The sequence below is a fragment of the Sinorhizobium sojae CCBAU 05684 genome, assembly GCF_002288525.1.
Classification (GTDB): domain Bacteria; phylum Pseudomonadota; class Alphaproteobacteria; order Rhizobiales; family Rhizobiaceae; genus Sinorhizobium; species Sinorhizobium sojae.
Map to the genome: position 1 here is coordinate 961,965 of NZ_CP023067.1, position 12,745 is coordinate 974,709.

At 62.6% G+C, this 12,745-nt stretch carries 15 protein-coding genes; 11 read left to right on the forward strand and 4 right to left on the reverse strand.

Features of this window, described 5'->3' with window-relative positions:
- Positions 1-141: 141 nt before the first annotated feature.
- Complete coding sequence (locus tag SJ05684_RS04615; RefSeq protein ID WP_034854026.1) at positions 142-1,794, forward strand: acyl-CoA dehydrogenase family protein; 1,653 nt, start codon at positions 142-144, stop codon at positions 1,792-1,794.
- On the opposite strand, the gene SJ05684_RS04620 is transcribed toward SJ05684_RS04615, so the two are convergent.
- Positions 1,776-2,711, reverse strand: coding sequence for an AEC family transporter (locus SJ05684_RS04620; protein ID WP_034854024.1), 936 nt, complete (start codon positions 2,709-2,711; stop codon positions 1,776-1,778). The genes SJ05684_RS04615 and SJ05684_RS04620 overlap by 19 nt on opposite strands.
- Positions 2,712-2,879: 168 nt before the next feature.
- On the opposite strand from SJ05684_RS04620, the gene SJ05684_RS04625 reads away from it, so the two are divergent.
- Positions 2,880-3,032 carry a hypothetical protein gene (locus SJ05684_RS04625; RefSeq protein WP_162098806.1) on the forward strand — a complete coding sequence of 51 codons (153 nt, stop codon included), beginning with the start codon at positions 2,880-2,882 and terminating at the stop codon, positions 3,030-3,032.
- Positions 3,029-3,376 (forward strand): DUF6105 family protein, encoded by a 348-nt coding sequence (locus tag SJ05684_RS04630; RefSeq protein WP_034854022.1) that lies wholly within the window; start codon positions 3,029-3,031, stop codon positions 3,374-3,376. The genes SJ05684_RS04625 and SJ05684_RS04630 overlap by 4 nt, the downstream gene beginning before the upstream one ends.
- Here SJ05684_RS04630 and ruvX read toward each other — a convergent pair.
- Entirely contained in the window at positions 3,313-3,807 is a 495-nt protein-coding gene (gene ruvX / locus SJ05684_RS04635) for a Holliday junction resolvase RuvX (protein WP_034854020.1), read from the reverse strand. The two genes, SJ05684_RS04630 and ruvX, sit on opposite strands and share 64 nt — an antisense overlap.
- A 119-nt stretch (positions 3,808-3,926) precedes the next feature.
- On the opposite strand from ruvX, the gene SJ05684_RS04640 reads away from it, so the two are divergent.
- From SJ05684_RS04640 to SJ05684_RS04675, 8 genes are all read left to right on the forward strand, one after another.
- Positions 3,927-4,631 carry a metal-dependent hydrolase gene (locus SJ05684_RS04640; RefSeq protein WP_034854018.1) on the forward strand — a complete coding sequence of 235 codons (705 nt, stop codon included), beginning with the start codon at positions 3,927-3,929 and terminating at the stop codon, positions 4,629-4,631.
- An 80-nt stretch (positions 4,632-4,711) separates the two neighbouring features.
- Positions 4,712-4,999 carry an Asp-tRNA(Asn)/Glu-tRNA(Gln) amidotransferase subunit GatC gene (gene gatC, locus SJ05684_RS04645; RefSeq protein WP_034854016.1) on the forward strand — a complete coding sequence of 96 codons (288 nt, stop codon included), beginning with the start codon at positions 4,712-4,714 and terminating at the stop codon, positions 4,997-4,999.
- A 48-nt stretch (positions 5,000-5,047) separates the two neighbouring features.
- Positions 5,048-6,529 carry an Asp-tRNA(Asn)/Glu-tRNA(Gln) amidotransferase subunit GatA gene (gene gatA, locus SJ05684_RS04650; RefSeq protein WP_034854014.1) on the forward strand — a complete coding sequence of 494 codons (1,482 nt, stop codon included), beginning with the start codon at positions 5,048-5,050 and terminating at the stop codon, positions 6,527-6,529.
- Positions 6,530-6,599: 70 nt separating this feature from the next.
- Positions 6,600-7,100 carry a GNAT family N-acetyltransferase gene (locus SJ05684_RS04655; RefSeq protein WP_034854012.1) on the forward strand — a complete coding sequence of 167 codons (501 nt, stop codon included), beginning with the start codon at positions 6,600-6,602 and terminating at the stop codon, positions 7,098-7,100.
- 179 nt (positions 7,101-7,279) lie between these two features.
- Positions 7,280-8,782: an Asp-tRNA(Asn)/Glu-tRNA(Gln) amidotransferase subunit GatB gene (gene gatB / locus SJ05684_RS04660; protein WP_034854011.1), complete on the forward strand. Its 1,503-nt coding sequence runs from the start codon at positions 7,280-7,282 to the stop codon at positions 8,780-8,782.
- Between the two features lie 2 nt (positions 8,783-8,784).
- Entirely contained in the window at positions 8,785-9,282 is a 498-nt protein-coding gene (locus tag SJ05684_RS04665; protein ID WP_034854009.1) for a GNAT family N-acetyltransferase, read from the forward strand.
- Between the two features lie 296 nt (positions 9,283-9,578).
- On the forward strand, positions 9,579-9,974 hold the full coding sequence (locus SJ05684_RS04670) for an NADH:ubiquinone oxidoreductase subunit NDUFA12 (RefSeq protein ID WP_034854008.1): 396 nt from the start codon (positions 9,579-9,581) through the stop codon (positions 9,972-9,974).
- Between the two features lie 128 nt (positions 9,975-10,102).
- Positions 10,103-10,555: a DUF2155 domain-containing protein gene (locus tag SJ05684_RS04675; protein WP_034854006.1), complete on the forward strand. Its 453-nt coding sequence runs from the start codon at positions 10,103-10,105 to the stop codon at positions 10,553-10,555.
- A gap of 221 nt (positions 10,556-10,776) precedes the next feature.
- Here SJ05684_RS04675 and aat read toward each other — a convergent pair whose 3' ends face one another.
- Positions 10,777-11,391, reverse strand: coding sequence for a leucyl/phenylalanyl-tRNA--protein transferase (gene aat, locus SJ05684_RS04680; protein WP_034854004.1), 615 nt, complete (start codon positions 11,389-11,391; stop codon positions 10,777-10,779).
- Between the two features lie 9 nt (positions 11,392-11,400).
- On the reverse strand, positions 11,401-12,744 hold the full coding sequence (gene accC, locus SJ05684_RS04685; protein WP_034854003.1) for an acetyl-CoA carboxylase biotin carboxylase subunit: 1,344 nt from the start codon (positions 12,742-12,744) through the stop codon (positions 11,401-11,403).
- Between the last annotated feature and the right edge of the window lies 1 nt (position 12,745).

Genomic DNA, 12,745 nt, shown 5'->3' on the forward strand with positions numbered 1-12,745 from the left:
CTGGGATTTGGCTCGCTCTATAGAACGTGGTCCGGGATGCGGCAAGCGGCGCGCCGGCTCTTCTCAAGAAAACTTGTCAGGGCCGTACCTTCTTTCCACGGGCCTGTTTCGCCCCTCCGAAACTTGCGCTAGAACCGGCTCATGAATCAGATGAGCCGGACCGAACAGAAACTTGCGGAACTGAACCAGCCGAAACCCTGGTCCGGCGTCAATGCCTATCGTTCCGATCCCCTGGTGGTCGACCTCACCTCGGGCATGCCGAAGTCGCTGCGTGACGAATTCGATGCGCTCGGCCGCTATGTAACTTCGCCCGAGGCGCAGGAACTTGCGCGCATGGCCAACGAGGGCGCGCCGAAGCTGAAGACCCACGGGCCGCGTGGCGAACGCCTCGACGTGGTCGAGTTTCACCCGGCCTGGCACGCGCTGATGCGTCGGTCGATGACGACGGGGCTGCATTCCTCCGCCTGGGAGAGTCTTCCCGACGAGCGCGGCCGCTCGCACAAGGTGAGGGCGATCCGCTTCTATCTGACGGCGCAGCTCGAATGCGGCCATCTCTGCCCGCTGACGATGACCAGCGCTTCTGTTGCCGCGATTACCACGTCGCCCGCCGTCCAGAAGGAATGGGCGCCGAAAATCCTGTCGCGGAAATATGATTCCTCCAACCGGCCATGGATGCAGAAATCCGCCGTGACCATCGGTATGGGCATGACGGAGAAGCAGGGCGGCACGGATGTGCGCGCCAACACTTCCACGGCGGAACGGGTCGGCGAGGGCATCTATCGCCTCAACGGCCATAAGTGGTTCATGTCCGCGCCGATGAGCGATGCCTTCGTGATGCTGGCGCAGACCCGCGACGGCCTCGGCTGTTTTCTGGTGCCGCGGCTGCTCGAGGATGGCTCGGCAAACGGCTTGCGCTTCCAGCGCCTCAAGGACAAGCTCGGCAACCGGTCCAACGCCTCCTGCGAGGTCGAGTTCTCGGACACGTTTGGCTTCCTTCTTGGAGCGCCGGATGCGGGCATCCGCACGATCCTCGATATGGTAACGCTGACGCGGCTCGACTGTGCGCTCGCGTCCGCCGGCATGATGCGCGCTTCGCTTGCCGAAGCGGTGCACCACACCCGCGGCCGCAAGGTGTTCGGCAAGGCGCTCGTCAGCCAACCGATCATGACCCGGGTGCTCGCCGACATGGCGCTCGATGTCGCGGCCGCGAGCGCGCTGTCGTTCCGCCTCGCCGACGCCTTCGACAAGGCGCATGGCAGCGCCGAGGACGCCGCCTATGCCCGGATCATGACGCCGGTTGCGAAATATTGGTCATGCAAGATCGCTCCCGCGCTGATCTACGAGGCAATGGAATGCCTCGGCGGCAACGGCTATGTGGAGGAACGTTCGCTCGCCCGCCACTATCGCGAAGCGCCGGTCAACGCAATCTGGGAAGGCTCCGGCAACGTGATGGCGCTCGACGTGCTTCGTGTCCTGGTGCGCCGCAAGGAGCTTTTCGAGCAGCTCTTCGGCGTTTTCAGCCGCGATCTCGGCCCTGCCGGCCGCAAGACGATCGAGGTGCTGCGCGCCGCCATGTCGCTCTGCGAGCGCGATGAGGGGGCTGCCCGCATGCTGGTCGAGCAACTGGCGCTCGCCGCTGCTGCGGCGGAACTCTACCGGCTCGGCGCCGGGCGCATTGCCGATGCATTCCTCGAATCGCGTCTCGCTGCCGGCTGGCGCTCCACCTACGGCATGCTCGATTCGCGCTTCGATTCGGCTTACATCCTCGATCTGCTCTACCCGGCGGCGACATAGCCGGTAATGGCGAGCACCAGCGGTATCGTGAAAAAGGACGCAGCCGTCTGCACCGTGGCAACGGCTGCATAAAGCTCCGCGTCTCCTCCCATCTGCTTTGCCAGCAGATAGCCGTTCATCGCCGTCGGTACGGCTGCACCGATCGCGATGACGAGCAAGGCATCGCCGCGGATGCCGAGCAAGGCACTGGCACCGACCATGAGGAACGGCATGACGATGAGTTTCAGCGTGACCGCGAAAAGAGCAGGCACACCCGGTTTCAATGCGTCGGCGATCTTGAGTCCGGCTCCCACCATGATCAGGCCGAGGCTGAGCGAAGCGGTGGCCAGCATGTCGATCGCCGTCATCACCGGCGCATAGATCGGGATGTCGGCGAGATTCAGAAGGATGCCCGCCGCCGACGACAGGATCAGCGGGTTCGTCAGGATCTTGAAGATGAAAAAGCCGAGCCCGCGGCTGCGGCCGCTGAACCAGACGAGCACGGCGACATTGTAGAGGTTGATCGGAATGATGATCAGCGTCATCACCAGCGCCGTCAGGCTGAGGCCGACTGCGCCGTAAAGCTTCTGGGCGATAGCGAGCGCCATGAAACCGTTCCAGCGGGTGGCCGTCTGGAAAATCGAGGTGAAGGTGGCACCCGAGACCGCACGCGCCCTGAGAAGCGGCCAGGTGAGGAGAAGCGCAATGGACATCAGCGTCACGCTGCCGATGGTTGCGACGGCGGTCGCATCGGCCCTCATGCCGGTGAAATCCGCCTTCGCCAATGTCGAGAAGAGCAGGGCGGGGAAGAGAAAGTAGTAGCCGAACTGCTCGAGCCCGGACCACATGCCCTGATCGACGAGTTTGGTGCGCCGCAGCCAGACGCCCAGGAGCACGAGCAGGAAGATTGGCAGGATGCTTTCGAAGATGATGGTCATGGCGGGCCTATCGAAAGGGCAGGTGCTACCCATAGAACGCCGGATGGTGCCCCGCAACCCGAAGGCCGCCTGTGAATATTAACCTTAACAAATGGTTTACATTGCACTGGGCGGCCGGACGCTGGGATAGTGGCCCGCAGTTCAATGCATTCGGAACGGAGCGGTTCGGTGAGAACTGGCTTGTTGATCATCATGATGATGTTTTTCGCCGGGCTGGCGCTCGACATAGCGTCGCTGACCGCCGCCCTCGTCGCCGTCATTCTGGCCGACCGGGCGGTCTATCCGCTGATCAGCGGATTGGCCGAGGGGAGGGGCGCATGAAGTGGCTTCTGATGTTCTGGGGTGGGCCGGTGCTGCTTCTGACCGGCTGGTACGGGCTCTCCTATTACGACATGAGCTTCGGCATCTTCATGCTGACGCGCGATGCGCACGACCTGGTCTTCCGGGTCTATGGCCGTGTTCTCGGAATTCCGCCCGAGACGATCCCGCCGCTCGTCGCGCGGGCTATGGTCGTGGACACCATCGTCCTGTTCGGCCTCGTGGCCCTTCGCAAGCGCCGGCAGATCATGGCCTGGTACCGGCGACGCTTCGGCACGGCGGCTCAATCGCCGGGCGCACCAGCATCGCCTTTGGGGAGCAAGGCCAGTCTGTCGAGCGCGCCCTGAAGGATGAAGGAGGCGGCAGCCGAGTCGATGCGTTCGGCGCGCTTCTTTCGCGATACGTCCATCTCGATCAGGACCCGTTCGGCCGCGACCGTCGAAAGCCGCTCGTCCCAGAGCACGAAGGGAATATCCGTCTTTTCGCCCATGTTGCGCACGAAGGCGCGCGTTGCCTGGCAGCGTGGTCCTTCGCTCCCGTCCATGTTGACCGGGAAGCCGATGACGAAGGCGGCGATCTTCTCCTTCGCGGCCAGTGCCAGCAGCGCCTGCGCATCGATGCCGAACTTGACGCGCCGAATCACCTCGCGCGGACTCGCGAAGCGTCGCCCGAGATCGGAAACAGAGACCCCGATCGTCTTGGTGCCGAGATCAAGTCCGGCGATCGCCTGATGCGGTGGCAGTCGGGTCGCGAGCTCGTCGATGGTGAGAATTGCCATGGGATTTGCCGATTCGATCTTTCCACTGGGTCGGGTTGATCCATATGCTTGTCTGACAGAGAAAGCGATCACGTTTATGATCTGGCTTCCCGAGCCGTCGTGATCGGAAGGAGAATGTCATGAAGATCAAATGGCTGGGTCACTCCGCCTTCCATATCGAGACCGCGAAGGCAAAAATCCTGATAGACCCGTTTTTTACGGGCAACCCCGCCTTCCGCGAGGGCGAGCGCAAGGCGGCAACCGCCGGACTGACGCACATCCTGCTCACTCACGGCCATGGCGATCATGTCGGCGATACGGTGGCGATCGCCCAAGAGACCGGCGCCACCGTCGTCGCGAACTTCGATCTCTGCATGTGGCTCGGCCGTCAAGGCCTCGACAAGCTGGAGCCGGGCAACACCGGCGGCACGATCCATCTCGGCGGCTTGTCCGCGACCTTCGTCAACGCGCTGCATTCCTCGGCACAGATCACAGAGGACGGGGTTTCCCACTCGCTCGGCAATGCCAACGGACTCATACTTCATTTCGAAGAGGAGCCGACGCTTTACCACATGGGCGATACGGATATTTTCTCCGACATGGAACTCATCCAGGAATTGCACGAGCCGGAGATCGGCATCGTGCCGATTGGCGATCGCTTCACCATGGGCGGGGCGGTGGCGGCACTTGCCTGCCAGCGGTATTTCACGTTCCACACCGCCATTCCCTGCCACTACGGCTCTTTCCCGATCATCGATCAGACGCCGGAAACATTCGTCACCGGCATGGACGGCGCTTCGACGCTGGTCGCCACGCCCGAGGTCGGCGGCGTCGTCTCGGTCTGACGGTTGGTCGACATTCCCCCGTTGCGCAGCATTGAACTCGCCTTTATAGCGGGGGAAATCTTGAGATACCGGAGACGATCATGTCCGTAGACCTTGCCACTGTGAAGCGCGTCGCGCGCCTTGCCCGCATCGCCGTCAGCGAAGAGGAAGCCGAACGGATGACGGGCGAGCTCAACGGTATTCTCGGCTTCGTCGAGCAGCTTTCCGAAGTGAATGTCGACGGCGTCGAGCCGATGACGTCGGTCACGCCGATGCAGATGAAGAAACGGGAAGACATCGTCATGGATGGCGACAAGGCGGCCGACGTCGTTGCCAACGCTCCGAATTCGGACCGCGATTTCTTCCTCGTCCCGAAGGTGGTCGAATAGCGCGCCCCTCCCGCCCCGACGTCTAGATTGCGAAAGTCCGATTGCACCATGACCGATCTCACGAGCCTCACGATTGCCGAAGCACGCGCGAAACTCACCGCCAAGGAAATTACTGCGGTTGAACTGACGGATGCCTACATCGCCGCGATCGAGGCAGCCAACGAAACCATCAATGCCTATGTCGACGTGACGCAGGACAAGGCGCGCGAGATGGCCAGGGCCTCCGATGCCCGTATCGGCGCAGGGAAGGCCGGGCCGCTTGAGGGCATTCCGCTTGGCATCAAGGATCTCTTCGCGACCGAGGGCGTCCACACCCAGGCCTGCAGCCACATTCTCGACGGCTTCAAGCCGCGCTATGAATCGACCGTCACCCAGAACCTCTGGAACGACGGCGCCGTCATGCTCGGCAAGCTCAACATGGACGAGTTCGCCATGGGCTCGTCGAACGAGAGCTCCTATTACGGCCCGGTCAAGAACCCGTGGCGCGCCAAGGGCTCCAACCTCGATCTCGTGCCCGGCGGGTCCTCCGGCGGCTCGGCAGCCGCGGTCGCGGCGCAGCTCTGCGCCGGCGCGACGGCAACCGATACGGGCGGTTCCATCCGCCAGCCTGCCGCCTTCACGGGCACCGTCGGCATCAAGCCGACCTATGGCCGCTGTTCGCGCTTCGGCATCGTTGCCTTCGCCTCGTCGCTCGACCAGGCCGGGCCCATCGCGCGCGACGTGCGCGACGCGGCGATCCTCCTGAGGTCGATGGCAAGCATCGATCCCAAGGACACGACCTCGGTCGACCTGCCGGTACCCGATTACGAGGCTTCGATCGGCCAGTCGATAAAGGGCATGAAGATCGGCATTCCGAAGGAATACCGGGTCGAGGGCATGCCGGAGGAAATCGAGGCGCTCTGGCAGCAGGGTATCGCCTGGCTGAAGGACGCCGGCGCCGAGATCATCGACATTACGCTGCCGCACACGCAGTATGCGCTGCCGGCCTATTACATCGTCGCGCCGGCCGAGGCTTCCTCCAACCTCGCCCGCTATGACGGCGTGCGCTACGGGCTGCGCGTCGACGGCAAGGACATCGTCGACATGTATGAGAAGACGCGCGCCGCCGGCTTCGGCCGCGAAGTCAAGCGCCGCATCATGATCGGCACCTATGTGCTTTCGGCCGGCTATTACGACGCCTATTACCTGCGCGCCCAGAAGGTCCGCACGCTGATCAAGCGCGACTTCGAGATCGCCTTCCAGGCAGGCGTCGATGCTATCCTGACCCCTGCCACGCCGTCCTCCGCCTTCGGTATCGCCGACGAGGATCTCGCAGCCGATCCGGTCAAGATGTACCTGAACGACATTTTCACGGTGACGGTCAACATGGCCGGACTGCCCGGCATCGCGGTTCCCGGCGGGCTCGACCACAAGGGACTGCCCCTTGGTCTTCAACTGATCGGCAAGCCTTTCGAGGAAGAAACGCTCTTCAAGACAGCCCACGTCATCGAGCAGGCCGCCGGTCGTTTCACCCCCGCCAAGTGGTGGTAACCGGCTCCTGCCGGCCGATGTTCAAGCCGCGTGAGACATGATGTAGTGAAGCGGAAAGGGGTTCCGCTTCATGGTCGTGATTCGCCACGCGCGCCAGAATGAAATTCACCTTCTCTCCGCAATCGGGCTGAGCGCCTGGGAGAAGGCGACTGCCGGCATCGGCGACGTTGCAGCCATGCGTGATCCCGCGAAGCGCGCCTTCGACGATTTCCTGGCGCGCCACTGGCTTTCCGTCCTCCTCGTGGAGGACGACAACCGAATCTGCGGCTGGGCCGCGCGCGAGGAACTCGACGGCACAATCTCCGATCTGTGGATCGATCCGAAAACTCAGGGCAGGGGGCTCGGCTCTGCGCTGCTGGCCGATATCGAACGACGAATTGCCGCCGACGCCTTCGAGGTGGCAAGCGCGAAGACCCACGCGCAGAATACGGCTGCGGTCGCCTTCTTTGAGCGCGCCGGCTATCGGGTGAAGTGGCTTTCTACCGCCTACTCGCAAAGGCTCGACCGCGATGTCGAATTCATCGGTCTCGCCAAGCCGCTTGTGCAACATGAGTGTGTCGAGGAAGAGTAACTCGAAAGAAGGGACGCCCATGACGTGTTTTCTTAGCGAACTTCAACTCCCGACGCTTCACGGTCGTCCCCTCTCTGCACAGAATCGAGGTCGCCACCGCATGCCTCTGAAGCCTTGCACGGCGGGATCAATTGCTCTACCGAGAGACCTCGAATTCAGGCTTCAGAGAAGAGCATGAGATGAGCATCGTCGACGTCCGCACTCCCGATCCGAAACGCTTCATTCCCGGCGCCACCGGGGACTGGGAGGTCATCATCGGCATGGAAGTCCATGCCCAGGTGCTGAGCAATTCGAAGCTGTTTTCGGCGGCCTCGACCGAATTCGGCAATGCGCCGAACGCCAATGTTTCGCTTGTCGACGCGGCCATGCCCGGCATGTTGCCGGTCATCAACGTGGAATGCGTGAGGCAGGCGGTGCGCACCGGCCTCGGCCTTAAGGCCAAGATCAACCACCGCTCGATCTTCGACCGGAAGAACTATTTCTATCCCGACCTGCCGCAGGGCTATCAGATCTCGCAATACAAGGATCCGATCGTCGGCGAGGGCAAGATCATCATCTCCGTCGGGCCGGACCGCCAGGGCCAGTTCGAGGACGTGGAAATCGGCATCGAGCGCCTGCACCTGGAGCAGGACGCCGGCAAGTCGATGCACGACCAGCACCCATCGATGTCGTATGTGGACCTCAACCGCTCGGGCGTTGCCCTGATGGAGATCGTCTCGAAGCCCGACTTGCGCTCGTCGGACGAGGCCAAGGCCTACCTGACCAAGCTGCGCTCGATCCTGCGCTACCTCGGCACCTGCGACGGCAACATGGACGAAGGCTCGATGCGCGCCGACGTCAATGTCTCCGTTCGCCGACCGGGCGAGCCCTTCGGCACACGCTGCGAGATCAAGAACGTCAATTCCATCCGCTTCGTCGGCCAGGCGATCGAATATGAGGCGCGCCGCCAGATCGCTATCCTCGAGGACGGCGGCGTCATCGATCAGGAGACCCGACTCTTCGACCCGAACAAGGGCGAGACACGCTCCATGCGTTCGAAGGAAGATGCGCACGATTATCGCTACTTCCCCGACCCGGACCTGCTGCCGCTCGAATTCGACGATGCCTATGTTGAGGCGCTGAAGGCCGATCTTCCGGAACTGCCGGACGACAAGAAGGAACGCTTCGTCCGCGATCTCGGGCTGTCGGTCTATGACGCCTCGGTGCTCGTTTCGGAAAAGGCGATCGCCGATTATTTCGAGGCCGTGGCCGAGGGCCGGGACGGCAAGATGGCGGCCAACTGGGTTATCAACGACCTCCTGGGCGCCTTGAACAAAGCCGGCAAAACCATTGAAGAGACTCCGGTTTCCCCGGCACAGCTCGGCGGCGTCATCGACCTCATCAAGGACGGGACGATCTCCGGCAAGATCGCCAAGGACCTCTTCGAGATCCTCTGGAACGAGGGCGGCGACCCGGCGGAACTCGTCGAGAGGCGCGGCATGAAGCAGGTCACCGACACCGGTGCCATCGAGCAGGCGGTCGACGAGATCATCGCGGCCAATCCCGACCAGGTGGAGAAGGCCAAGGCGAAGCCGTCGCTTGCCGGCTGGTTTGTCGGCCAGGTGATGAAGGCGACCGGCGGCAAGGCCAACCCCCAGGCGGTCCAGGCGCTCGTCAAGTCCAAGCTTGGCATCGAGGAGTGACGGTGTTCTTCGTCCGCACGGCAAGCGAGCGCGACCTCGTTCAGGTCCGCGCCCTGCTTGCTGAGACCTGGCACGCCACCTACGACAGCTTCTATGGCGTCGACAAGGTCAACGAGCTGACCGCCAGATGGCATTCCATCGACGCCTTGAAGGCGCGCTTGCAGCGTAAGAATGCGGAATTCGTCGTTGCGGACAATGGCCGCGAAATCGCCGGCATGGGCTTTGCGGCCATGTCCGACAGGCTCGAGAAGACCACTATCCTCCACCAGCTCTACGTTCTGCCGAAATACCAGCGACAGGGTATCGGCCGCGATCTGTTCGCCGAACTGGAAACCTGCTTCCCCGATGCCGAGCGCATGCGGGTCGAAGTCGAGCCGCAGAACCTGCACGCGCTGGCCTTCTATCGGGCGCATGGATTCACAGACGTTGCAAGCACCGCCAGCTGCGGCGACGAGCACTCCGGCATTCCGGCGCTGATCCTGGAGAAGCGCTTGGTTTGACCCGACGGTGCCGGGCGCGGTTCGTTCGGGAACGGTCTCTATCCTGTCGCACACTGATGCCTGATCTGCCATAAAGCTGCGGCGGCGCAAGGAGTGTTGCGATGACGGCCGATGTCGAAATCTGCAAAACAATCGTGGGGACCTGCCTGCGAGCGCGGCCATTTCGGCTCGAAGATGCAGGTGAAATGACCACGCACCCTCTGGAATCACTGGACAAGGCGGGAGTGGCGCGGCATAAGCGGGAGCGAGATTTTGATGTCCGGCCGTCTCCCAGCGGCCGGTAAGGGACGATATCCATGAAGCTCCTGCTGCAGATTTTCACCTGGTGGAATGGACAAACGATCGGTACGCGTTTTCACACCTGGCGCCATGGACAGCGCGTCGGGGAAGACGAGTTCGGCAATGTCTATTACCAAGGCGGCAAGGATTCAGAGGGCCGGACGCGCCGTTGGGTGATCTATAACGGCCCTGCCGAGGCCTCTGCGATCCCGCCGGGCTGGCATGGCTGGATGCATCATCGAACCGATATTTCTCCTGCTGATGAACGCTACGTAGAGCGCGACTGGCAGAAGCCGCATCGTCCGAATCTGACCGGCACGCCCCTGGCCTACCGGCCGAAGGGCTCTCTCGCACGCGCCGGCGAGCGCCCGCGGGTCACCGGCGACTACGACGCCTGGACGCCGCGCTCTTAAACGGGCAGGCAGGGGCAGGATCATCGCCCAAACCATTCTCAACTCACGAGAACTGAACACGGCGCAGCCACAATTCGGGTCTAGCGCTTCGTCTGAGGATAACAGCGAGCACACGGGGATTGGCGGAAATGGCAGGGTTCTGTCTGCGGAGTTTGATCGGTCGGATCGCCCGGCCCGCCAGCCTTGGATTGCTTCTCGCTCTTCCGCTGATTTCCTCGACGGGACCGGCGGGGGCCACGCGCCTTGCCAATGCCGTTGCCGTCTTTTCCGGCATCGACAAGATCACTGGCCGCATCACCACCTTCGATGTCTATATCGGCGAGACGGTGCAGTTCGGCGCGCTTCAGGTGACACCGCGTGTCTGCTATAGCCGCGACGAAACCGAAGCTCCGAAGACGACCACCTTCGTCGAAGTCGACGAAATCACCCTCGACCGCAAGATCCGGCGTATCTTTACCGGCTGGATGTACGCCGACAGCCCCGGTCTCAATGCCGTCGAGCATGCCGTCTATGACGTCTGGCTGCAGTCCTGCAAGGAGACGTCCGAGGTGCCGCCACCGGACGCTGCGGCCAAGCAATAATTTTTAAGTGTGGTGAATGCCCCCATCCGGCCTGCCGGCCACCTTCTCTCCGTCTGCGGGGCGAAGGTGACTCGCTGCAGGCTTCGGTGTCCCCGGCAGGCAGCGTGCGCGGAAAGGTGTTGGGCGCCACGAGTTCCTTCTCCCCGCGTGCGGGAGAGGGTCGCGGGAGCGGGATGAGAGGCCTCGTGCGGCGAAAAGCGCAGCTTCTTCCTTGTCCCGTCTCAAAACTCAAGATTCGGCGAGGCGATCGCCCTGGCGAGCAGGAGATCGTACTCCGCCTTCGGCACGTCGATAGCGCCGAAGGACTTCAGGTGCTCGGTCGTGAATTGCGTGTCGAGAAGCTCAAAGCCCCTGGCGCGGAGTCGTTCCACCAGATGGACGAGGCAGATCTTGGAGGCGTCCTTGCGCACGGAGAACATGCTCTCGCCGAAGAAGGCGGCGCCGAGGGACACGCCGTAGAGACCGCCGACAAGCGATTCGCCTTGCCAGGCTTCCACGCTATGGGCATGGCCCATGCGGTGGAGCGCCGCGTAGAGGGAGCGGATGCTGGTATTGATCCAGGTCGTCGGCCTGCCCGGCGCCGGCCGCGCGCACCCCGCAACAACCGCGTCGAAGGCCGTGTCGTAGCGGATCTCGAAAGGACGCTTGCGGATGGCCTTTGCGAGGCTGCGGGAAACGTGAAAGCTGTCCAGCGGTATGACGCCGCGGATTTCCGGTTCGACCCAGAAAAGCTCCGGATCGTCCGCTGAATCGGCCATAGGGAAGAGGCCGATGGAATAGGCGCGCAACAACATGTCCGGGGTTATTTCCGGTTCTCTGCTGCGCGACCCCTTCAATGTCGTGTCCTACGCCGATGTAGTGGCCAGATGATGCTCGAGCCAGTGGATGTCATAGTCGCCGTTAGCGATATCCTGATTGTTGATCAGATCCTGGAACAGCGGCAAGGTCGTTTTGATACCATCGATGACAAATTCGTCGAGCACGCGGCGCAGCCTCATCATGCATTCGACGCGTGTCCGCCCGTGCACGATCAGCTTGCCGATCAGGCTGTCGTAGTAAGGCGGAATGCGGTAGCCCTGGTAGGCGCCGCTATCGACGCGCACGCCGAGGCCGCCGGGTGCGTGGAAATGTGTGATCGTGCCGGGGGAGGGGACGAAAGTACGCGGATCCTCGGCATTGATGCGGCATTCGATGGCGTGGCCGGAGAAGACGATGTCCTCCTGCTTCGCCGAGAGACCGGCGCCCGATGCGACGCGGATCTGCTCGTGCACGAGGTCGATACCGGTGATTGCCTCGGTGATCGGGTGCTCCACCTGCAGGCGCGTGTTCATTTCAATGAAGTAGAACTCGCCGTTCTCGTAGAGGAATTCGATCGTGCCGGCGCCGCGATACTTCATCTTCTTCATCGCATCGGCGCAGATCTGGCCGATCTGCATGCGCTGCTCGACGTTGAGGGCAGGCGAATTTGCTTCTTCCCAGACCTTCTGGTGGCGGCGCTGCAGCGAGCAGTCGCGTTCACCGAGATGGATGGCGTTGCCTTCCCCGTCTCCGACAATCTGCACCTCGATGTGGCGCGGCTTTGTCAGGAACTTCTCCATATAGACCGCATCATTGCCGAAGGCTGCCGCCGCTTCGGAGCGTGCCGTCGCCACCGCGTTGTCGAGCTCCTCCTCGGTTCTGGCAACCTTCATGCCGCGGCCGCCGCCGCCCGCCGTGGCCTTGATCAGGACCGGGAAGCCGATCTTGCGGGCGACCTTGAGCGCGTTTTCGGGCTTCACCTCTCCGTGGGAGCCCGGAACCACCGGAATGCCGAGCTCTTCAGCCGTCTTCTTGGCGGTGATCTTGTCGCCCATCAGCCGGATGTGCTCGGCCGTCGGGCCGATGAAGGTGATGCCATGCGCCTCGAGGATATCGGCGAACTTGGCGTTTTCCGAAAGAAAGCCGTAACCCGGATGCACCGCGTCAGCGCCGGTGATCTCGCAGGCAGCGACGATCTGATGGATGTTCAGATAGCTTTCGCGAGACTGAGGCGGTCCGATGCACACGCTCTCGTCCGCCAGCCGGACATGCATGGCGTCGCTGTCTGCGGTCGAATGTACTGCGACGGTGGCGATGCCGAGCTCCTTACAGGCGCGCAGCACCCGAAGAGCGATTTCGCCGCGATTGGCAATGAGGATTTTCGAGATCATC

Coding starts and splice junctions, on each gene's coding strand:
- SJ05684_RS04615 (WP_034854026.1), top strand. CDS start 142: ATGAATCAGATGAGCCGGACCGAACAGAAACTTGCGGAACTGAACCAG.
- SJ05684_RS04620 (WP_034854024.1), bottom strand. CDS start 2,711: ATGACCATCATCTTCGAAAGCATCCTGCCAATCTTCCTGCTCGTGCTC.
- SJ05684_RS04630 (WP_034854022.1), top strand. CDS start 3,029: ATGAAGTGGCTTCTGATGTTCTGGGGTGGGCCGGTGCTGCTTCTGACC.
- ruvX (WP_034854020.1), bottom strand. CDS start 3,807: ATGGCAATTCTCACCATCGACGAGCTCGCGACCCGACTGCCACCGCAT.
- SJ05684_RS04640 (WP_034854018.1), top strand. CDS start 3,927: ATGAAGATCAAATGGCTGGGTCACTCCGCCTTCCATATCGAGACCGCG.
- gatC (WP_034854016.1), top strand. CDS start 4,712: ATGTCCGTAGACCTTGCCACTGTGAAGCGCGTCGCGCGCCTTGCCCGC.
- gatA (WP_034854014.1), top strand. CDS start 5,048: ATGACCGATCTCACGAGCCTCACGATTGCCGAAGCACGCGCGAAACTC.
- SJ05684_RS04655 (WP_034854012.1), top strand. CDS start 6,600: ATGGTCGTGATTCGCCACGCGCGCCAGAATGAAATTCACCTTCTCTCC.
- gatB (WP_034854011.1), top strand. CDS start 7,280: ATGAGCATCGTCGACGTCCGCACTCCCGATCCGAAACGCTTCATTCCC.
- SJ05684_RS04670 (WP_034854008.1), top strand. CDS start 9,579: ATGAAGCTCCTGCTGCAGATTTTCACCTGGTGGAATGGACAAACGATC.
- SJ05684_RS04675 (WP_034854006.1), top strand. CDS start 10,103: ATGGCAGGGTTCTGTCTGCGGAGTTTGATCGGTCGGATCGCCCGGCCC.
- accC (WP_034854003.1), bottom strand. CDS start 12,744: ATGATCTCGAAAATCCTCATTGCCAATCGCGGCGAAATCGCTCTTCGG.